This window comes from Rhodothermales bacterium, from assembly GCA_039944855.1.
GTDB lineage: Bacteria > Bacteroidota > Rhodothermia > Rhodothermales > JANQRZ01 > JBBSMX01.
This window is the reverse complement of the sequence record JBDUXZ010000034.1, coordinates 41,363-61,765: the sequence shown is the minus strand read 5'-3', so window position 1 is coordinate 61,765 and position 20,403 is coordinate 41,363. Positions and strand designations below refer to the sequence as shown.

Below are 20,403 nucleotides of genomic sequence, written 5' to 3'. Positions count from 1 at the left end.
GGAGGGACCGGTTTCCGTGTGCTTTGTTATGATACGGTGAAGCGTTTAGAAACTCACGGTTGATCGAAGGGCTTCTTCGTCACGCCCCGGTCTTCCGCGTCTCGATGCGGACGAGGTCGAAGAAGATCTCCGTCGTCTGGGCTTGGATTTCGAAACGCCGGATGGCGTAGAGGCCCGTGCTGGCATCCCAGGCGAGCGAGCGGACCTGCACGAACGTCGAACTCTGCGCCGGGCCGAGTACGCCGGGGTAGACCACCTCCGTCGATCCGTCGGGCAACACGGACACGACGGGGTTTCGCTCTTGGAGGTCAATGGCCCCGCCTGCGTCAGTCCCGATGAAAAGGGTGCCGTCCTGGGCGAAGGCGAGCGCCAGCGCCTGCGCAGTGAACGCCGCCGTCACGTCGATGTATGTCTCGGCCGCGCCCAGATCGCCGTTGCTGTCGATGGGGAAGCGCACCACGCGGCTAACGTTGTCCTGCGTCACCGCCACGTAGAGCGCCCCGTCGAAGACGACGAGGTCCCGGATGTTGCCGGGGAGGTCGAACTGCTCGAAGCTCCCGCCGCCCGGGGCCACGCGGAAGAGCCCTCCCTCGCGGCTCCCTGTCCACAGCTCGCCGTTCGGGCCGAAGGTGAGGGCGCCAAGCCGGGCCGAGCCGGTCACGACCTGGTACGTCTGCTGCGCCATGCCTTCGGGGAGGCGGAACACCGCCTGCACCCCGCGCACGCCGTAAAGCGCGCCGTCGGGCCCGACGGCGAGGTCCGACCACGGGAAGGTCGTCGAGAAGTAATCGCTTCGCTCCCCTTCCGGCGTGAACCGGTCGATACCGACGGAGCTACCCTCCGAGAAGATGGACACGTATGCATTGCCGAGGTCGTCGCTCCCGATTCCGATCGGCTCGTCCGCCATACCGAGATCACCGAACGGCACAATCGCCGATACCAGCCGATACGGGACGAGGTTGCTGTAGTTCTCCGCCCCGAGCACGGCCACCCGAATCTGCAGTTCGGGCGACGGGACGTTCGGGGCTCTCACACGCAACTGCGTCGGCGACGCCTCCACGACTTCGGCCCGCACGTCGTTGAAGTAGACCAGGTTCTCGGAGGCGTTGGCGGAGAAGTTCGTCCCCGTGAGGGTCACGTCGTCGATGCCGGCGAGGACGATCTCCGAGGGGTCCGGCGAGACGGCCGTGACGGCGGGGTCGGGGTTCGTCGTGGGGTCGGGGTCGTAGAGCGATTCCCCAGGGCCCGTATCGCAGCCTGCCGCGAGGATCAGGAGCGCGGCCAGAAGCCCGCATTGGAGGGCAGCAAGGCGAGGGGTCGTCGTCGGTCGCATAAGGGATCGTGCTACGGGTACAGGCGGGGACGGGAGGCCGCGGGAATCGCGGGAGCCGATTAGAACGAGAGTCGGAGGGCGATGCGCTGGACGCCGGAGAAGACGCCGAACGTGGTGTAGGCGTAGTCGGCGCCGAAGCCGATCCCGGCGAACTCCTGCCGCACGCCGCCGCCGAGGCTGATGCCTTCCTCGTCGGTGGGGAAGACGTACCCGGCACGGAGGGAGAGCGCGTTGTAGAAGGTGTACTCCCCGCCGATCTTGATCTGCTCGGAGAAGTCGCGCGGGTTCTCGGCGTCCACGCTCACGACGAGGCTGTGGAGGTTCGAGGCGCCGTAGCTCGTCAGGTCCAGCACGTCCATCGACACGCCGATCTGGAGGGTTAACGGGAGTTGGAAGCTCTCCTCTTCGAAGGTGATCTCGGGGGCGAAGTTGCGGGCGCTGACGGCGAAGTTCAGGCTGTGGAAGCCGGTGTTATACAGGATGCCGAAGTCGAACGCGGCCGTCCCTTGTTCGTTGTTCTGGCGCACCAGCACGGCCCCGTCGTCGGTCACCGAGCCGTCGCCCTCGACGCCCATCACGCTACTGCCGAGGTCGAGGTTGGCGTACTTCACCTGGCCGCCCACGGAGAACCGGTCGGTAATGGCTCGGGCGTAGCCGACGCCGACGCTCCACGCCTGCGGCGAGAACGAGCCGAGATCGAGAAAGCCCTGCTCGTTGCCGGCGCGGACGGTCTCCTGCAACTCGCCGTAGTCGGCGAAGACGAGACTGACGCCGATCACGCCGTAGCGCCCGCCGGCGGGGCGGTAGGCGAAGCTCCCGAAGTTGTAGTCGATGTCGGCGATCCAGCCGGTCTGCCCGAGCATGAGGTCCGCCTGCGAGCCCAGCCGAGCCATGCCCGCCGGGTTGTAGAAGAGCATCGACGACCCGCCTTCGAGCGCCGTCATCGCGCTGGCCATGCCGGCGGCGCGGGGGTCGGCGGAGATGCTGAGGAACTTCATCCCAGTCTGCGCCAGCTTCTCCTGATCCGCCCCCTGCTGGGCGACGGCGCGGGGGACGGCGGCGCCGAGCAATAGGCCGAGCGCGACGGCAACGATAGCGTGGATTTTCATGGTCGTCATGGAGGCGTGGGCGGTTCGGCCGGGCGTGGACCAACGAATGGGGCTCATCGGATGATGACGAACTTCTTAATAGTGCGCTCCCCCTTCTGGAACAGCATCTCGCCGGTCTCGAGGTCTCCGATGTCCTGCGTCACCGTGATCACGGCGATGTAGAGCCCGCTGACGACCGTTTGCCGGGACGAGGTGGTGAAGTCCCAAAACGCATCGCCGCTCCCGTTGTCGTGCTCGATCGTGTCAACGAGTTGGCCAAGCTCTGTGTAGATGTCGATTCGGGCGAAGCCCGGGATGTTGAAAAAGGCGAGTTTGTCGGTGGCGGTTCCTCCTCCGAAACGGAGCCCGCCCGCCGAGGTGATATTGAACGGGTTCGGGACGATGCGGATGTCGTCGAGCGTCCGGCCCTGCTGCCGCTTCAACTGTGTCGGGAGGAACGCTTGCGTGAAGTAGCGGCTGCTGCGCAGCGGTACCCCCGCCGGCGTCATTCCCCCCCCGTCGTTCCCGCTCCCGTCGCCCACTGCCACGAGGTAGTAGTAATAGTCGAGCCCACGCACCGGCGTCGTGTCGTCGAAGGTGCGCTCGCCCGGCCCGGCCGTGTGGATCAGCGTGTACGTGCTGTCGAACCGCGCCTGCGCCCGGTAGATCTCCCACCCGGCCGGCTCGGCAGCGCCCGCCTGCGACTCCCACTCCAGCGTGATCCGGTCCCCGCCCCCGGCCACGGCGAACGAGGCCGGCGGCGCGGGCGGCGCGGGGATCGCGAAGTCCGATTCGTAGTTCGCGATCGCCCGGCGGAACGTCTGGAACAGCGAGTCCCGGCTCGTGAAGATCCACTCGTTCTTCGTCATGCTCCGGGTCTGCCCACCCACGTCGAACGAGAGGATCGCGTTGGCGTCGGCTCCGGCCTGCTTGAATTGCCGGCCGAGCGCCGTCGCCGCCTCACGGCTGATCCCCGCCGCCCCCTCCGCCATCACGATCCGCACGCTCTCGCCCGGGGCGAGGGTGTACGGCCCGTACCCGTTCGCCGACGAGTACCCGCCCGTCGTCCCCTGCGAGGGGTCACCGGTAGGGTCGAGGAAGCCCGGCAGACCGGTCGGCTCGACGGCGAGGGCGTGGCGCGGGCTCTTGTGCCCCGACGTCATCACGTCGTACTCCACCTGCATCCGGCCCGGGCTGAAGGGATCGTTGCTCGAGGTAAACGGGGCGTCGGAGTGGATCCACGTCGTCGTCGTCGGCTGCCCCGCGTCGTCGGACTCGTCGGCCGCCGAGGCGTCGGCGTGCAGCGTGACGACGCCCGCGAACTGCGCCGATGCCAGCCGGCCGAGCGTGTCCCCCGCGGCCACGTTGATGGCCGGCACGGCCGGCGGGAGCAGCGGCCCGCCAAGGTTGTCGTAGGCCGTGAACGGGGGGAAGTTACCGTGCCACGCGTACTGCGCCCGGAACTGCTCGTCCGGCGGGTCCGGCATCAGCCCGTCGCCCCGCGTGTCGTTCATCGTGTTCTTCCCCCACCCCGTCGGGTTCCCGATCGCGTAGCGGCTGTTCGCCGTCGGGGCCAGCCGGTACTGGAAGAAGAACGTCACGCCCTCGAGCGTCTGGTTCGGCAGTTCGATCTCGGCGTCGCGATCGGTGTTGCCCGTGTTCGTGAAGACGTACTCGATGACGTGGTAGTTGTCGTGGAAGCCCTGCGAGAACTGCATGATCCGCCGCTCCATCGTGATCCCGAGGAGGGTGTTGGCTGCGTTCACGATCATCACGTCGGCGACCTGATCCGGGTCCACCTCGTCCACCACCATCTCCGCACTCGAGAACGACTGATTCCCGTCCACGGTGACGACCGGGAGCGGGTACTTGCTGACCGTCCGGAACTCCGTCGGGAAGAACTCGCCGCCGCCCGAGACGCGGGGGCCGACGTGGACGACGCGGACGGGGAACGTCGAGCCCTCGGGGCCGGTCACGTTCTGCGCCCCGATCCACAGCGCCTTCGCCGCCTGCATGTCGGTGAAGCGATAGATCCCGGGCCAGCGCCAGCCGTCCTGCTGATCACGGACGAACCCGCATTCCTCGCACTCGCTGCCGATCTCGGAGTACCAGTTGTGGAAGGAGCCGGCCGAGAGCCACTTGTTCTGGAACTGGGCGCGGGCGTCGGGGGCGGCGCCCCAGAGCAGCACGGCGCAGAGAAGGACGCCGAAGGCGCGCTGCAGCGTGATGGGGACGGTCATAGGGCGTGGGGCACGGTGGGCAACGGGAGTAGGCATACGGCGGCTACAGTTTCAGGCGGATGCCGAAGAACACGTCCCGCGGGCCCAGGAACGTGAGGAAATTCTGGTTGGGCATATCGATGTACGCCTTGTCGTCGAGCACGCGGTTGACGAAGCTCTGGTCGGCCGGGGCGAAGGCGCCGTCCTGATACGTGAGGTACGTGCCCGTGCTCGCCTCGAAATAGAGCGCGTTCGCGGGCATGTCGGTCGTCAGGCTGATGCAGTCCTCGGCACGGACCTCGCACCGCATGGTCGGGACGTAAGCCACGTCGTCGGGGCGGACCGTACCGTAGTTGTCGTCGCCCACGATGTTGGGGTAGTCGTCCGACTCAGGGAGGTGGAGCGAGGCGAGATACGCATCGCGGTCCACGCCGTCGACGAACCCGGCTGCGGAGAACTGCCGCCGGTTCGTCAGATTGAAGATGTCCGCGAAGAAGGTCAGTTCGCGTCCGCGGAGGTCGAACGTGCGGGCGAAGCGGAGGTCCAGCCGCCACGGGTCCTTGACGTCGACGTTGTTGAGGACGCCGGGCCTGGTGCCGCCGCCGGCCCACGTCACGTCCCCCCCGTCCCGCCACTGCCCGACCATGCTCACGCGCCAGCCGGCGAGCGGGCGGAATCCGCTGTAGCGCGGGCCGAAGTCGTCGGGCGTGAAGAAGTCGAGGTTGAGGCGGGCGAAGGGCCGAGGTACCGGGCGGTTCTGCGCGTCGCGACGCGCCGCATTGTCGTTCTCGCGCGTCGTCTGTTCCGTCGTGTTCTCGTCGATCGTGTCGAAACCGAAGTACCCGTCGGAGTCCACCATGTAGGTGTAGTTGAAGAAGCCCTGCACCCAGCGCCCCCGGTCCCGCTTGACCGTGAACTCGAACCCGCGCGTGTCGGCGTAGCCGGTGGGCTCGCTCAGGAAGTACCTAGCCCGACCGTCCCGGCTGATGTACTCGACGCGCTGCGGCTCGAACGTGACGTCCTTGTAGTAGCCGGCGACGCGCACGAGGAACTGCTCGAAGAACGACTGCTCGTAGCCGAGCTCGTAAGCGACCGTCTTCGGCAGCGGGTTGTTCGGGTTCGGGACCGAGCTGATCCGCCCGCTCTCGGTTTCGTAGCCGAAGAGGAAGACGTTCGTCGGCTGCGGGAGCGAGCGGAAGTGGCCGTAGTTCACGAAGAGCTTGCTCACGGCCGTCACCGGGAACGACACGCCGAGGCGCGGGCTGAGCGTGACGATCCGCTTCGTCGGCTCCTGGGTGAGGAGGGTGTCGAGCCCGTCGATCGGGTTGCCCGCCTGCCCGCCGAACGCCGGATCGAACTGGCTGAAGTCGTAGAAATCGCCGCCGGCGTGGAAGTACTCCCCGCGCAGGCCGAGATTCGCGACCATCCCCTTGAACGTCAGCTTCCCCTGGCCGTAGAGCGCGCCGCGCGCCGGCGTCCGCTGCCACGCGAAGTTGGCGTTGGCCGAAGGCAGGAACTCGTCGAACCGGCCGTAGCGGATGTCCTGGTCGGTGATGTTGTATTCGAGCCCCGTCTTCACCTCGAAGGCCGGGGTGATCTGGCTCGTGAGGTCGAGTTGGAGGTTGTACGTCGTCACCTCGCTCGTGTCGCGCCCGTTGCTGAAGCCGACGCTCGTCCGCAGGTCCCCGATGGAGATGGCCTGTGTGCGCGGATCGAAGCCGAAGGGCGCTTCGTCGAACCCGACGCCGCCGAAGAACACGACGTCCGTGGTGTCGCGAGCGCGGCCGAGGAACGTCTCGTAGTTGAAGCCCAACCGGTTCAGCTTCGCCTGGTAGAACGTCGAGTTGTTGACGGCGTGCGTGAAGGTGAGCCCGACCTGGTTGTACTGGACGTTCGTGGGGTTCCAGTAGTCCGTCGCGAAGATGCGCGCGTCGATGAAGCCGACGCCCGACCCCGTCACTGGGCTGAGTTGGTCCGCGACGCCGCTCGCGGACTGGAAGATTCCGGTGCCGCCGGAGCGGCTCGCTGTGGTCCCTTCCTGATTGCCGAGACGCCCTTCGACGCTCAGCTTCATGCCGGAGGCGACGTTCGAGGTCACCTTGAGGTGCCCGGTCCGCTCCACGAAGCTGTCGGTGTTGAGCGGGATCAGGTACTGGTCGTTGGTCTGGCGGTACGATCCGTAAAAGCGGAGCCCGCCGAGTTGCTGGCTGATGCCGGGGACCGGCCCGCCGAGGCCGATGTCCACGTCGTAGTCCGGCTCCGTGATTTCGAGCGACTTCCGGTGCTGGTAGAGGAACGCTTGCTGGGCCGCCTCGGGCGTGAGGTCGTTCGTCGGATCGGGGTCGGAGAGCAACCCTTCGGCGAAGGCGATCCAGCCTTCGAAGCGGGGGTACTGCGCCTGCGTCGCGGCGTCCCACGCGTCGGTCCCGACGAAGGCCACCTCCGGGTCGACGTAGGGGCGGACCCAGTACGAGTCGAGGTCATTCGCGAGCGGGCCGAAGTTCTTCTGCGCCGCCGGGCTGTAGCGGAGGATCGCCGTCGCCTCGTAGCGGTCCTCGCGCCCCTCCTTCGTGACGACGTTGACGACGCCGGAGCGGACGTTGCCGTACTCGGCGTTGAACCCGCCCGTCTGCACCTGGATCTCTTCGACGGCCGAGACGGGCGTCTGCGTGAGCGGGCTGTTGTCGCGCTCGTTGCGGAGGAGGAAGCCGTTGACCATGAACGAGAGCTGGCTCGCCGGGCTGCCGCGCACGACGAACCCGTCTTGGATGCCCGGTTGCAGCGTGACGATCGACTCGATCGTCGGGGCGGGCAGGCTCTGGAGCTCGGCCGCGCTCACGTTGAGACGGCTGTTCGAGACGTCGGGCTGGACGACGGGCCGCTCGGCGCGGACGACGACTTCGTCGAGCCCGAGGGCTTCGTCCTGCAGGGCCACGTCGATCGTCGTCGTCTCCTCGATGTTGACGTCGACGTCCTCGACGATCTGCGTCGCGTAGCCGAGGAACGAGAAGCGGAGGGCGTACTGGCCGGGCCCGACGTTGAGAATGCTGTAGAAGCCGTCGCCGTCGGTCATCGCGCCGCGCGTGGTGCCGTCGATGACGACGTTTACGCCCGGAAGCGCTTCGCCCGACGCGGCATCGGTGACCTGGCCGGAGATCTTCCCGCTCTGCGCCCAGGCGGCCGGGGCGGTGAGGAGGAGGAGCAGGAATACGCGGAGTGTAGCAGTCTGCATAGGGATCCCCTCGCCGGGAGGAGTTGGTGGGCGGGTCATCACACGATACGCGCGGGGCCGAGACGCGGCGCGCGGTACACCTCCGGTCCCGAGCGGCTGGTCCCGACCGGGAATGTAGAAGGCGCCACGAACTATTGCAAAGGGTTTTTGCAGGCACGCCCCTTTCTATCCGCCCGGCCCCGTCGCTACGTCTTTAATAATCTACCCTCTCTAAAACCACTTCCTCGGGTAGCGGACGAAGGTTGTACGTCGACGCCATCGCCCGGCCGTACGCCCCCGCCGTCGCGACGAGCACGACGTCGCCTTCGGCGGTTACGGGCAGGCGGCGGGCGTGGCCGAGCACGTCGCCGCTCTCGCAGATCGGCCCGACGACTTCGGCCGTCCACGCCGGCTCCGCGTCGAGCCGCGAGAGGTTGACGATCTCGTGGTACGCCCCGTAGAGCGTCGGGCGGACGAGCGCGTTCATCCCTGCGTCGACGCCGACAAACCGGACGCCGGCCTTCTCTTTGAGCTGCGTGACGCGGGCGAGCAGCACGCCCGCCTCGGCGACGAGGAAGCGGCCGGGCTCCAGCCACAGCGCGAGGCCGGGGTGCGCCGCCTTGAACGCGGCGAGCGGTTCCGCCGCCGCCGCTACGTCGAAGACGGGCTCGGTGGGGAGCGTCGGCACGCCGAGCCCGCCGCCGAGGTCGAGCACGCGGACGTCGGGGAAGAGCGGGAGGTAGCCGGCGAGGGCGTCGGCGGTCTCGGCCCACGTCGCGGTGTCGGTGATGCCGCTGCCGAGGTGGGCGTGGAGCCCGACCACACGGAGCCCGAGGTCGGCGGCGCGCGCGGCGACCGCCTCCACCCCGTCGCCGCCGACGCCGAACTTCGAGCGCGTCCCCGCCGTGCGGACGTGGGCGTGGTGCCCTCGCCCCTCGCCGGGGTCCACGCGGACGAAGGCGGTGCGCCCGGCGAACACGTCCGGCCACGCGTCGAGCACGAAGGCGTTGTCGACGGTGACGGTCACGCCGAGGGCGAAGGCCCGCTCGTACTCGGCGCGCGGCGCGAAGTTGGGCGTGAACAGCACGCGCTCCGGGGCGTGGTCGGGGAAGAGGTCGAACACGCGCTCGACTTCGGCGAGGGATACGCACTCGAAGGCGACGCCCGCGTCCCGCAGCACGCGGAGCACGCCCGGATGCGGGTTCGCTTTGAGCGCGTAGAGCACGCGGTCGACGGGCTCCAGCGCGAGGAGCGTCCGCGCCGCCGACCGCATCGTCGCGGCGTCGTAGGCGTAGCGCGGCGTCCCGCGCTCCGCGAGCGCCAGCAGATCGCCCCGCCGCTCCCGCCACCAGACCCCGCGCCCCGGCACCTGCTCGCTCCGCCCCATCACGTCGCCGAGCGTCGGGCCGAAGACGGCGCCTTCGCTGACGGCTCCGAAGAGGGCGGCGTGGAGTTCGCGCGTGACCCGCTCCGCCTGCCCCGCGTCGACGACGACCGCGAGCCCGCCGTCCGACCGACCGACGAGGTGGACCGGGTGCCCATCGAGCACGTCTACGGCGGCGGCGACGTCGGGGAGCCCGGCGTCGAGCCTCCGCCCCACGAGCCGAACCGTAGCGCAGCCGTCCCGCACCACGACCTCGCCGAGGGCGCCGAGGTCCGCCAACAATGCTCCAGCGACCTCGCCATACGCGCCGGCGTCGCAGACGAGGGCGATGTGCGCGCCCGCCTGCACGCTGAGCGTTGCGGCTAGTCCGTGGCGCGCGAACGCGGCGAACACCTCCGCGAGGAATCGGGCCGACGGCGCGTGCTCCGGCGCTGCGACCGTCACGAGTGTCGTCTCCGGCTGCATGATGAGGGCGAGGACGCCGACCCCGACATCGGGCGCTGCGTGGGATACCGTCGTGCCCTCCGCTTCGGGACGGGCCGTCGAGCGGAAGCGAATCGGGAGGCGGGCCGCGCGGGCCGTCGAGAGCGCAGCGGGCGCGAGGTCGGACACGCCGGCAACAGCGAGGGCGAGGGCGTCGGCGTAGCCGAGGTGCCGAAGGAGCCGGGCAGACGGGACGAGGTCGGGATCGGCCGTGCAGAGGCCGGGCAGCGCGCCCCACACCTCCAGCCGCGCCGCGTCGAGCCGTGCGGCGAGCATCGCCGCGACGCTACCGTCCCCTTCGTCCGCGGTCCCCTCGCCGCCGATAACGTGGACGGCGGCATCCGTCCCCTTCCATCGCTCGATATCGAACGCCGCTCCAGCCCCGTGCCAGACGACCGCTTCGCCGAGCGCCTGCTCTAGCGCTCGCGCCTCCTCCTCTCCTGTCTGCATGGACCGCGCGGGGGAGGCGAGGCAGACGACTCCGTGCCCTTCGGCCCGCGCAGCTCGGACGGCTTCGGCCCGAACGTACAGATCATCGGCGTTGTGCTCTCGGAAGAGGAGGACGACCCACGAGGACGGGTGAGAACGCATCACAGGCGAGAGAGTGAGAGGACGGAGGCGGGTTCGACGCGGCGCACCGAAGGTAGGCAGGACGCCGACGCGGTGGACGACGAATCGGGCTTCCGAAATGAGCCGGCCGCATGCGATCTTGCGGAAACGCTACCCCCTCCCCCCGATGCGCCTCCTCGCCCTACTCGCCGCTCTGCTCGCTGCCTCGGCCGCTCCCCTCGCCCAATCCAAGCCCGTCGCCGACGCCGCGCTGCAGGCGGCCGTCGAACGCATGATCGACGGCTTCGACGGCACGGTCGGCGTCTACGTTCGCCACCTCCCGTCGGGCCGGACCGCGGCGGTCCGCGCCGACACCCTCTTCCCCACCGCGAGCATGGTCAAGGTGCCCATCCTCGTCGCCGTCTTCGACGGGATCGAGCGGAGCGCGCTGTCCTACGGCGACGACCTCGTCTTCCGCGATTCGCTCCGCTACAGCGAGGACGACCTCTTCGGCGAGCTTCGCGACGGGGCCACGGTCCCGCTCCACCAAGCCGTCGAGCTCATGCTCTCGGCGAGCGACAACACGGCGAGCCTCTGGCTGCAAACGCTCGCCGGCGGCGGCGAAGCCATCAACGCCTGGCTCGCCGCGCACGGCTTCGAGGGCACGCGCGTCAACAGCCGCACGCCGGGTCGTCGCCCCGACTGGGAGCGCTACGGCTGGGGCCAGACGACGCCGCGCGAGATCGCCGAGCTCGTCCGCCGCATCGTCGAAGGTGAGGCCGTGAGCCCCGCCGCCGACGAGGAGATGCACCGGCTCCTGACGCGGACGTTCTACGACGACGAGGCCGTGTCTGCCCTCCCGCCGAGCGTGCAGGCGGCGACGAAGCAGGGCGCCGTCTCGCAGTCCCGCAGCGAGGTGGTCTACGTCCACGCGCCCAGCGGGCCCTACGTGTTCTCCGTTATCACGAAGGACCAGAGCGACGAGCGCTACGAGCCTAAAAACGCGGGGTACGAACTCATCCGCCGCCTCTCGCGGCTCTTTTGGGAGACGTTCGAGCCCACTGCGACGTGGGCGCCGGCGCCGGGCGGCGAGCGCTTCCGCCTCTGAAACTGGCAACGCGCCGGGCATGCGATAGTCGACCGGCGTTATCCTGTGATCGCTCCCCGTCGGCACGGTGTTCAACGTTCCCAGGCTTTCGGCCTAATCCTTGACGACGGGAGGGGCAGCGGTCCGGGGCAGGGTCACGTCGACTCTGGAGGCGACCGCGCGTCCTACTCTACGCGGCATGAATGCAGACGGCAAAACGTCGACACCTGGGCGAGTCCTGTGGGCTCCGTCGAGCGATTCGCCCCGCCCCGCGGATCGGCCGCCCCCCGAACCGGGGCAGGTGACGCGGCGCCCGCCCGCCTTCGCCCCACCCCCCGTGCCGATCCCTCCCCGGAACGAGGTGGGGTTTTTTCGAGCATACGGGCCACTTTTCTACTTCGCCCTGCTCGTCTCCATTCCGGTGCTGGGCGCGCTCCTCCTCCTCACCTCGACGTCCGATCCGGCGTTCGTGCCCCTGAGCGATGACGAACGGGCTTCGCTGATGAGCGGCGCGCCCGCGCCCACCGCCTCGCTCGCGCCCGCCGCGTTGGAGGTACGGTCGGAACCGGGCGACGCGCTCGTTTACGTCGATGGAGCCTTCGAGGGCATCACTCCGTACCGGACCGAGACGATGGCGTCGGGGTGGCACGCGCTCGTCCTTCGCAAGCAGGGCTACGCGATCGGCGATACCCTCGTCTATGTGCAAGCCGGCGAGGCAACATCGCTGGCCTTCGCCCTCGCCCCCCTCGCTGTCGCCACCCCGACCAACACCGCCCCGACCGATACTGCTCCGAGCGACGCGGAGCGCATGCCTGAAACGGAACCCGACCCGCTGACCGGTACGGCGCAGATCGACACGGCGCCCGCCGGGGCCGAGGTCTACGTCGACGGTGCCCTCGCGGGGCGCTCCCCGCTGCAGCTCCGCGACCTCGAACCCGGCGCGCACGACGTCACGCTGGCTCTCGCGGGCCACGCCTCCCACACGCTACGCGTCGTCGTGGCTCCCGGCGGGCACGCCACCGCACGCGCCGACCTCGTCCCCCTCACCGGCACGCTCCGCGTCGTCGTCCGCCCGTGGGGGTCCGTCTACGTCGACGGCGTCCTCCACGCGCGCGACTCCGACCTCCGCCACGACCTCGTCGTCCCGGTCGGATCGCACCTCGTCCGGGCCGTCCACCCCGTGCTCGGCACGCAGGAATGGCGCGTGGAGGTCGAGGCCGACGGGCACACCGACGTCGAGTTCGACCTGAACTGATCCGATGACGCGGCTCCATACGCTTTCGCCTCACGCTGCCATGCGCACGCTCGCTTCCGCCTTCGCCGTCGGCCTCGCTCTCGTCCTCTCCGTCGCGGGCGTCATGGCGCAGCCGGAGCCGGACTGCGCTGTGCTCCTCTCACGCGCGCAGGATCACTACACGAGCCAGCGTTTCGATGACGCCGAGCAGGCCGTCCGCGCCTGTCTCGAACGCCCGGCCGTGGGCGACCCCGACGCGCTCGGAGCGTACCGGCTGCTGGCCCTCATCCACCTCCGCCAGGACGATCTCGCCGAGGCCAAGCGGGCCGTGATCCGGCTGCTCGGCGTCTCGTTCGACTACCGCCCCGACCCCGTCCTCGACCCGCCCACGTATGTCGCGCTCGTCGAGACGATCCGCGACCAGCTGCGCGTGGCCGACGTGCCACCGCCCCGCGACGCCACCGAAGCGCCGATGGCGGAGGCCCCGGCACTCCCCACGCAGCGCGCGTCAGCGAAGGAGGCTTACGTCGGTGTATCGCTGGGTGCGGGGAGCTACAGCGGCGAGCGCGGGGTCGACGGGGGATCGCTCGTCGAGGAGTTCCGGCTGAACGGCGGCTTCTCGTTCGCCCTCGACGGGAGCTACGCCTTCCACCGATCGCTCGCGGCCGTTGCCTCGTACCGCGCCGTCCGCCTCCCCCTCCTCCTGACGAACGACGTCCGCCCCGAGGACGTGCAGGTCCGCCCCGACGGGTCGAGCGCGTGGGTGCACGTGCTGGCCCTGATGGCGCGGGCGCGTATCGGGCGGGAGATGTCGGTCACACCGTACGTGCAGGCCGGCGCGAGCGGCTTCTTCAGCCGCCTCAACAGCGAAATGCGGGTGGGCGTCGGCCCTCAGGTGGGGGTCGGCCTCGACGTCACGCTCACGCCGGACCTCGTCGGCTTCGCCGAGGTGAACCTCGCCGCCTCGTTCCCCGGCGACGCCGTGGACCGCGTGAGTACGAGCGGCTCCAGCGACCTGCTCACGTTCCTGGGAGCGGGCCTGCGCTATCGCGTCCCGCTCCCGTAGCCTCAACCGCTGGCTACACGCTGACGGGATGCCCGGCCGCCGCGCGTTCGTGAACGGATCGGACAAGGGCGACGACGCGTGCCCGCTCCTCCTCCGTGAGCGAGGAGCCCGACGGGAGGCACAGCCCCCGCTCGAACAGGCGGTCGGCGACGGCCCCGCCGACGGCTTCGTACTCGGCATAGATCGGCTGCCGGTGCATCGGTTTCCACACGGGCCGCGCCTCGACGTTCTCGTCCTCCAGCGCGAGCCGGATGTGTTCGCGGTCTGCACCGAACGCGTCGGGGTCGATCGTGAGGCACGTGAGCCACCGCGTCGCGCGGCCCCAGTCCGCCTCCGGCATGAACGCGACGCCCGGCAGATCGCCGAGGTGCTTTTGGTAATAGGCAAAGTGATCGCGCCGGGCGTCCACGCGGTCGTCGAGCACGCGGAGCTGGCCGCGGCCGATGCCCGCGAGCACGTTCGAGAGCCGGTAGTTGAAGCCGACCTCGGAGTGCTCGTAGTGCGGGGCTGCGTCGCGCGCCTGCGTCGCCAGCTTGCGGGCGTGCGCGGCGAGGTCGGCATCGCCGGTGACGAGCATTCCGCCGCCGGAGGTCGTGATAATCTTGTTACCGTTGAACGAGAAAATCCCGCTCTGGCCGAAGGTCCCCGGCGCGCGGCCCTTGTACGTGGCGCCCAATGCCTCGGCCGCGTCCTCGATGAGCGTGACGCCGTAGCGCTCGCACAGCGCCACGAGCGGGTCGAGGTCGGCCGTCTGCCCGTAGAGGTGGACGGCGACGAGCGCGGTGGGCCGCGTCCCGGCCTGGTCGCGCGCGCGCAGCACGTCCTCGACGAGGTTCGGGTCGAGGTTCCACGACGCCGTCTCGCTGTCGATGAACGTCGGCCGACCGCCCTGGTAGAGGATGGGGTTCACGCTCGCGCAGAACGTCAGCGTCGAGACCAACACCTCATCGCCCTGCCCGACGCCCGCGAGGAGGAGGGCGAGGTGGAGCGCCGCCGTGCCCGACGAGAGCGCGACGGCGTGCTCGGCCCCGACGTGGGCCGCGAACTCGCGCTCGAACGCGTCGACGTGCGGCCCGATCGGGGCGACCCAGTTGGTAGCGAAAGCTTCGTGGACGAAGCGGAGCTCGTCCTCGCCGAGGTGCGGCGGAGAGAGATAAATACGTTCAGGCATAGCAGCGGATACAGTTCAGAAAGAGAGCGGGCAGGCGGGCACACCAACCGCGGTCACACCGGAGGGAAGGTCGCGGGTCACGACGCCGCCTGCCCCAACGGTCGTCCAGGCACCGACGCGCACGCCTGGCAGCGCCGCGCTCGCGATGCCCATGAATGCGCCCTCCTCCAGGGTCACGCCGCCGGCGAGGCGGACGCCCGGAGCGAGGTGGACGTAGTCGCCGAGTTCGTTGTCGTGATCGGCCGAAGCGCCGGTGTTGATAATCGTGTGCGCGCCGAGGCGCGCGTCGGGCTGCACGACAGCGCCGGCAAACACCACCGCGCCCTCGCCCAGCCGGACCGATTCGTGGACGACGGCGTGCGGGTGGACGACCGTCGCCCACCGGACGTCGGGGAGGGACTCGGCGATCCGCTTCCGCGTCGCGTTGTGCCCCACAGCAATAACAGCATCGTGCTCGCCGCCGGTCGCGCGCTCGACCGATCCGATGACGGGGACTCCGAGCAACGTCGAGCCATGCTTCGCCGCGTCGTCGTCGAGCACGCCCGCCACGGCAACGCCCGCCGCGCGGAGCGTCGCGATTACGACTTTGGCGTGGCCTCCGCCCCCGATTACGAGCACACTCATCGGGTGGAGCCCCCAGCCGGGACGTCGTCCCCCATGAACTCCGGCATCGTCGCGTGCTGCCCGGCGCTGATCCCCTCGCGGATGAACACCTTGCGGACGGTCTGCGCTAAGATCCAGAGGTCGAGCCGGAACGAAACGCGCTCCACGTACTCGATGTCGAGGGCGAACTTCTCCTCCCACCCCAGCGCGTTGCGGCCGCTCACCTGGGCGAGCCCTGTGATGCCGGGCCGGACGTCGTGGCGCCGAGCCTGCGCGGGCGTGTACCGGTCGAGGTAGCGCATGAGAAGCGGGCGCGGGCCGACGAGGCTCATCTCGCCCCGGAGCACGTTCCCCAGTTCGGGGAGTTCGTCGAGGCTGGCAGCGCGCAGGAACCGGCCGAACGACGTGAGACGCTCGGCGTCGGGCAGCAGGTGTCCGTCGGCGTCCCGTTCGTCTGTCATCGTGCGGAACTTGACCATCTCGAAGGGTTGCCCGCCGAGGCCGGGCCGCGTCTGCCGGAAGAGCACGGGGCTGCCGAGCCGCCACCGGATCGCGACGGCCAGCCCGACCAGCACGGGGGCGAGCACGACGAGCCCGACCCCTGCGGCCGCGCGGTCGAAGAGCGGCTTGCCCCAGCGTCGGTAAGCGGTAGAGGGGGACATGGTTGCGTGTTCACTCATAGGAAAGTGGCGGAGCTGGCCGGCCGATAAACATCACGCCGGCACCCGGGGTTCGGGCACCACCGCAGTACGCCCACGCTCACGCAGGCTATTCACGTATTCGGCGTAGAGCGCCTGCCAGATCCGCTCGGGGGCGAACGCCTCCCGCACGTGCTCCTGCGCCCGCCGGCCGTGACGTGCCCTCAACGCCGGATCCACGAGGTAGGCACGCAACGCCTCGGCCAGCCGCTCGGAGTCGCCCACGGGGACGAAGACGCCCGTCTGCCCGTCCACGACGACATCGACCGTGCCCGTCGCCCGTGCGCCGACGGTGGGCACGCCCGCGGCGGCCGCTTCGAGCGGGACGTTCGGCAACCCCTCTCGGTGCGAGGGAAAGGCCAGCACCTCCACGAGGTGGAAGTAGGGCGCGGTGTCCGGCACGAAGCCGGCCAGCACGATCGCGGGGTGGGAACGGATCCGCTCGGCCGTAGCCTCCGGCACCGGGTCCCCCGCCTCGAAGTCGCCGACGAGGAGGAGGCGCGCGTCGGGCACCGACACCCGAACGCGGTCGAAGGCGTCGACGAGTTCGACGAGCCCTTTGTCTCTCGTGAACCGGCCTACGAACCCGATCACCGGGGCGTCATCGGGTAGTCCCAGCTCGCGACGGAGCAGGCCGACCCTCGCGGGATCGACCTCGGCGAAGCGCGCCACATCCACCCCGTTGGACGAACCCGCCCCGAGCACGGCCACCTTGGCCCTCGGCGCGAGGCCGAGCTCGACGTAGCGGTCCGCCAGGCTCCGCCCGACCCCGAAGACGCGGTGGGCGCAGGCGGAGGCGATGCGCTCCATCGTAGCGAGCAGGAGGCGCTTGCCCCCCGTCTCCGTTTCCAGGCGGAGGCCGCGCTGCACGTAGATGCGCACGGGGACGCGGGCCGCCCAGGCGGCGAGCATCCCGAGCAGTCCGGCCTTCGGCGTACTCGCGTTCACGATGTCGGGCCGCCAGGCCCGCATCTCCCGATACAGGGCGACGAGCGCCTTGAGGTCCTGCAAGGGATCGATCTCACGCACGATCGGGACGGCGCCGGTCTCCACGCCTTCGCGCTCGGCGACGCGGTCGAGGTCGGACGGAGAGGATGCGAGTACGCGGACGTCGAACCCCGCCTCCCGCATCCAGGCGAGTTGCCCTTTGAGGAGGTGGACGGCGCTCATCCCGTGGGTAACGATATAGAGAAGGCGCGGGGTGCACATTCCTAGTTGCCCTCCCCCAAGTTTGAACAAGCCCGGAGAGGCAAAGGCACTGATTGTATTTCAATAATCTCACTTAGGATATACTCCCTCCCTGCCCTATCAATTAACTCCGTGTTTCTACGGGCACGAACCAGATCCATCTTCCCAAGCGTGCTGAGTAGCCAGACCCCCACACTTTTAGCACTATTTCGACTGAGCGCCCAGACTCTGTCTAGTACCCCGAACGTTTCGTTCGCGTCACGGATTATCGTCCCCCTGCCTATACGGTAGCTCAGGAGCAATTTTTCAATGGTAACGTTTCCATCCTCACGATAGAAATACAGTGGTTCCGTGATGAACCTGACATTCAAATCTCTCTTGGCGAAGGCACGCACCCAGAGGTTTGCGTCTTCTGACTTGGGCAGACTTTCGTCGTACGGGTTCCGTAGAAACCATTTTCGACGGCCTAGTACGGCGGCATGCACGATGCCAGATTTACCGCCCAGGAGCCGGTATGGCACGATCTGGTGCCCGTCAGGAACGCACCGAAATCCGACGGGCTCACCGTCGTCACGCAACGAGCATACACCGGTCGTAACTAGATCCGCCTGAGAGTCGGACAGGAGAACATGTAACTGCTTCTCCAGCCGATCTCGGGCCATCAGATCATCCGCATCCATCCGCGCCAGGTAATCAAAGCGAGCAAGGTGCGCGATCTCGTTGAGACGAGCGGCGAGGCGCTTGTTCTGGCCGTCCGAGTACACACGGACGCGCGGATCGTCAATGGAACGGGCTATTTCCAGCGAGCGATCGGTCGAGCCATCGTCCAGCAGGATGAGTTCCCAGTTCTTGTGGGTCTGCGCGAAGACAGACTTGATAGCATCGAGCAGGTAGTTCTCGGCGTTGTAGAATGGGATGCCGATTGACACCGCTGGAAGTTCTCTGACCGTCTTCACTTTGCTAGTACTCAACACGTAGAATGTCTTGATTCGTTTTGTAGGGCGCAAGGTCGCTAAATGTCCTCGTAGTCATCACAAAGAATGACATCATAAATACGATAAACATGAAGCCAAAAAAAGCGCGTTCTGAAGAACCTCTTACATTACGAAATATCATCGGCCAAAGCAGGATGGAAACGGGACTAAAATACAAATGAAATCGGAGGAGGCCAGAAGGATTGACGTCAGTCACGACCGCTGCTACCACCGGGACGAGACCGATCAGGTAGATATTGAACAACAAGGCATACTCTTCTTTAAAATTCCCTATCCGGTTCCTTAGCAAGAAGAAACCTATCCCCTGACTAACCAGAAACGACGCGAGGACTGCTCCGCCCCCTTTCCCCTTCTGAGCATACGAAGCGTATTTATCGCTCACCAATTCCGTTGCCAACTCTACAAAAGCCTCAAGGAGTACGATCAAGCCCAGTGTCGCTCCTGCCACAAGGAACAGCCTGGTAATGTCTAGGCGAGGCGAAATGAGATAGTATAAAGGCAGGGCAACGAGCGCAGTGTGGTGGAAAAGCGTAGCCATACCTACGATGAGCAGATAAGGAAGCACTCGTCGCTCTAGCAGGTAGGGCAACGCCGCGAAGCAGAGCGCGGCAGCGATCCCCTGCCGGGCGCCATTAAAGAAGAAGGTGTAGACGCCTAGACACACGAAGACGAAAATGGCAGTCTCATAACGCTGCACTGTCTTCCGGATAGTAGCCAAGTAACACCCGACCACAATCACAGCGATCAGAGTTAGCAGCACGGCGTATGAATCCGTTAGCTCTCTGATGGACCACGTCAAGAATGTGTACCCTACTTCTGTAGTACGTGTGATCGATGCGGCAACATCTGCCCTCAGGAATTGCCGCACATAAGTACCCGTATCGGTTCCGACACTTACATCCCGTAGCCCCGCGAACCCCACCAGAATGAGTCCCACAGTGCCTAGACTGATCCCGCGCAGCAACCTGTTGTTAGCGATACGACCCAGATAGGCTATCACCACGACGGCCAGCAGGACGAGGAGGTAAGGGATCATGAGTTTGCGTACATACAGGCGAGCCGGCGAGCGCCAGCGGCGGCGGAAAAGCCGTGCTCATTAAGAATTACCTCTCTAGCAACGGGGTCGAGGATCGGTTTGGAAACCGTTTTTACGATCCGGTCCGCCCATTGTGCTGGAGACACAGCTAAGTCGACGAACTCGACGAGTCCTAAACCCAGGTCTACCTCAGGAGATATTGACTTCGACACGACGGCCGGGAGCCCTGAGGCTTGGGACTCGACTAGAACGACTGGAAAACCCTCATGCAGCGAGGGCATCAACATCACATCGGCAGCCCCCATGAGTGCCGCGATATCCTCCCTGACTCCAAGCAGCCTGACATGATGCCCCAGGCCTCGCTCTCGGATCTCGCCTTCGACGCTCTCCTGCTGCTCCCCACTCCCTACGAACAGCATCTGAAAGTCCTGCCTTGCTTCCCGCAATGCGTCCGCGATGCGTAGGGAGAAGGCGTGGTTCTTGACAGATTGCAAGCGGCCGACCTGGATGATCGCCAAACAGCCCGGGTCGATCCCGAGCCCCTGCCGAACAGTAGAGCCTGACTCCTCGAGGAAGGCCCGAACGTCGATCGCGTTGGGGATGATCGTGACTTCTGATCGACCCGGAAATAGGTAGGATGCCGCTGCGCGCCCACACGCGACGTAGTCGGTAGGCACTCTGTTCAACAGGCGCCTAGAGAACACCTGGTACCTCCTCCCTACCGTCGACTGGCTGTTCGCATCGGCGGTGTTATGGGAATGCGCGATCCGAACCGGGACCCCTGCGAGTTGAGCAGCGAGCAGGTGAAGGCCGGTGCTGAACAGGGTGTGGGAATGCACAATGCGCCATTCGCCCCTACGCAACAAGCGCCAGAGACCTATAAACCGCGTTAGTGCGTTGCGACCGGGTATTCGGATGATTCTCCCACCCAACGCCTCGATCTCTTCGTCGTAGTCGCACCGGTCGCTCGTGAACGTAGCGAAGTCGAACTGGTAGCGACTCCGGTCGATGGACCGATACAGGTTCATCACCATCGTCTCGGCTCCCGCCCTGTCCAT

At 67.5% G+C, this 20,403-nt stretch carries 15 protein-coding genes; 3 read left to right on the top strand and 12 right to left on the bottom strand.

Going from position 1 to position 20,403, the window contains the following annotated elements; translation table 11 throughout:
- Positions 1-79 precede the first annotated feature (79 nt).
- The 5 genes from ABJF88_17305 to lysA form a co-directional block, all read right to left on the bottom strand.
- A complete protein-coding gene (locus ABJF88_17305) occupies positions 80-1,333 on the bottom strand; it encodes an IPT/TIG domain-containing protein (protein ID MEP0548696.1) in 1,254 nt (417 codons plus the stop codon).
- A 59-nt stretch (positions 1,334-1,392) separates the two neighbouring features.
- Positions 1,393-2,451 carry a PorV/PorQ family protein gene (locus ABJF88_17300; GenBank protein MEP0548695.1) on the bottom strand — a complete coding sequence of 353 codons (1,059 nt, stop codon included), beginning with the start codon at positions 2,449-2,451 and terminating at the stop codon, positions 1,393-1,395.
- Between the two features lie 44 nt (positions 2,452-2,495).
- Positions 2,496-4,661: a hypothetical protein gene (locus ABJF88_17295; GenBank protein MEP0548694.1), complete on the bottom strand. Its 2,166-nt coding sequence runs from the start codon at positions 4,659-4,661 to the stop codon at positions 2,496-2,498.
- Between the two features lie 43 nt (positions 4,662-4,704).
- The gene (locus tag ABJF88_17290) at positions 4,705-7,872 is read right to left on the bottom strand and encodes a carboxypeptidase-like regulatory domain-containing protein (GenBank protein ID MEP0548693.1); all 3,168 of its coding nucleotides are present in this window, start codon (positions 7,870-7,872) and stop codon (positions 4,705-4,707) included.
- A 193-nt stretch (positions 7,873-8,065) separates the two neighbouring features.
- Complete coding sequence (gene lysA / locus ABJF88_17285; protein MEP0548692.1) at positions 8,066-10,309, bottom strand: diaminopimelate decarboxylase; 2,244 nt, start codon at positions 10,307-10,309, stop codon at positions 8,066-8,068.
- A 145-nt stretch (positions 10,310-10,454) separates the two neighbouring features.
- Between lysA and ABJF88_17280 the strand changes: the two genes are divergently transcribed.
- The 3 genes from ABJF88_17280 to ABJF88_17270 all read left to right on the top strand — a co-directional run bounded on the left by ABJF88_17280 (position 10,455) and on the right by ABJF88_17270 (position 13,654).
- Positions 10,455-11,375, top strand: a complete 921-nt coding sequence (locus ABJF88_17280; protein ID MEP0548691.1) for a serine hydrolase — start codon at positions 10,455-10,457, stop codon at positions 11,373-11,375.
- Between the two features lie 316 nt (positions 11,376-11,691).
- The gene (locus ABJF88_17275; protein MEP0548690.1) at positions 11,692-12,609 is read left to right on the top strand and encodes a PEGA domain-containing protein; all 918 of its coding nucleotides are present in this window, start codon (positions 11,692-11,694) and stop codon (positions 12,607-12,609) included.
- 40 nt (positions 12,610-12,649) lie between these two features.
- A complete protein-coding gene (locus ABJF88_17270) occupies positions 12,650-13,654 on the top strand; it encodes a tetratricopeptide repeat protein (GenBank protein MEP0548689.1) in 1,005 nt (334 codons plus the stop codon).
- A gap of 13 nt (positions 13,655-13,667) precedes the next feature.
- Here the strand turns inward: ABJF88_17270 and ABJF88_17265 are convergent, their stop codons facing one another.
- Genes ABJF88_17265 through ABJF88_17235 form a run of 7 tightly spaced genes read right to left on the bottom strand, consistent with a single transcriptional unit; the run spans position 13,668 to position 20,403 of the window.
- Positions 13,668-14,825, bottom strand: coding sequence for an aminotransferase class I/II-fold pyridoxal phosphate-dependent enzyme (locus ABJF88_17265; GenBank protein ID MEP0548688.1), 1,158 nt, complete (start codon positions 14,823-14,825; stop codon positions 13,668-13,670).
- Positions 14,826-14,840: 15 nt separating this feature from the next.
- On the bottom strand, positions 14,841-15,449 hold the full coding sequence (locus ABJF88_17260) for an acetyltransferase (GenBank protein MEP0548687.1): 609 nt from the start codon (positions 15,447-15,449) through the stop codon (positions 14,841-14,843).
- Positions 15,446-16,090 (bottom strand): sugar transferase, encoded by a 645-nt coding sequence (locus ABJF88_17255; protein ID MEP0548686.1) that lies wholly within the window; start codon positions 16,088-16,090, stop codon positions 15,446-15,448. The genes ABJF88_17260 and ABJF88_17255 overlap by 4 nt, the downstream gene beginning before the upstream one ends.
- Positions 16,091-16,141: 51 nt before the next feature.
- Positions 16,142-17,296: a glycosyltransferase family 4 protein gene (locus ABJF88_17250; protein ID MEP0548685.1), complete on the bottom strand. Its 1,155-nt coding sequence runs from the start codon at positions 17,294-17,296 to the stop codon at positions 16,142-16,144.
- Positions 17,297-17,337: 41 nt separating this feature from the next.
- Complete coding sequence (locus ABJF88_17245; GenBank protein MEP0548684.1) at positions 17,338-18,285, bottom strand: glycosyltransferase family A protein; 948 nt, start codon at positions 18,283-18,285, stop codon at positions 17,338-17,340.
- The gene (locus ABJF88_17240) at positions 18,275-19,345 is read right to left on the bottom strand and encodes an EpsG family protein (GenBank protein MEP0548683.1); all 1,071 of its coding nucleotides are present in this window, start codon (positions 19,343-19,345) and stop codon (positions 18,275-18,277) included. Before ABJF88_17240 ends, ABJF88_17245 begins: the two co-directional genes overlap by 11 nt.
- On the bottom strand, positions 19,342-20,403 hold the full coding sequence (locus tag ABJF88_17235; protein MEP0548682.1) for a glycosyltransferase family 1 protein: 1,062 nt from the start codon (positions 20,401-20,403) through the stop codon (positions 19,342-19,344). The genes ABJF88_17240 and ABJF88_17235 overlap by 4 nt, the downstream gene beginning before the upstream one ends.

Coding starts and splice junctions, on each gene's coding strand:
- ABJF88_17265 (MEP0548688.1), bottom strand. CDS start 14,825: ATGCCTGAACGTATTTATCTCTCTCCGCCGCACCTCGGCGAGGACGAG.
- ABJF88_17300 (MEP0548695.1), bottom strand. CDS start 2,451: ATGACGACCATGAAAATCCACGCTATCGTTGCCGTCGCGCTCGGCCTA.
- ABJF88_17290 (MEP0548693.1), bottom strand. CDS start 7,872: ATGCAGACTGCTACACTCCGCGTATTCCTGCTCCTCCTCCTCACCGCC.
- ABJF88_17255 (MEP0548686.1), bottom strand. CDS start 16,090: ATGTCCCCCTCTACCGCTTACCGACGCTGGGGCAAGCCGCTCTTCGAC.
- ABJF88_17280 (MEP0548691.1), top strand. CDS start 10,455: ATGCGCCTCCTCGCCCTACTCGCCGCTCTGCTCGCTGCCTCGGCCGCT.
- ABJF88_17270 (MEP0548689.1), top strand. CDS start 12,650: ATGCGCACGCTCGCTTCCGCCTTCGCCGTCGGCCTCGCTCTCGTCCTC.
- ABJF88_17305 (MEP0548696.1), bottom strand. CDS start 1,333: ATGCGACCGACGACGACCCCTCGCCTTGCTGCCCTCCAATGCGGGCTT.
- ABJF88_17250 (MEP0548685.1), bottom strand. CDS start 17,296: ATGAGCGCCGTCCACCTCCTCAAAGGGCAACTCGCCTGGATGCGGGAG.
- ABJF88_17240 (MEP0548683.1), bottom strand. CDS start 19,345: ATGATCCCTTACCTCCTCGTCCTGCTGGCCGTCGTGGTGATAGCCTAT.
- ABJF88_17260 (MEP0548687.1), bottom strand. CDS start 15,449: ATGAGTGTGCTCGTAATCGGGGGCGGAGGCCACGCCAAAGTCGTAATC.
- lysA (MEP0548692.1), bottom strand. CDS start 10,309: ATGCGTTCTCACCCGTCCTCGTGGGTCGTCCTCCTCTTCCGAGAGCAC.
- ABJF88_17235 (MEP0548682.1), bottom strand. CDS start 20,403: ATGGACAGGGCGGGAGCCGAGACGATGGTGATGAACCTGTATCGGTCC.
- ABJF88_17295 (MEP0548694.1), bottom strand. CDS start 4,661: ATGACCGTCCCCATCACGCTGCAGCGCGCCTTCGGCGTCCTTCTCTGC.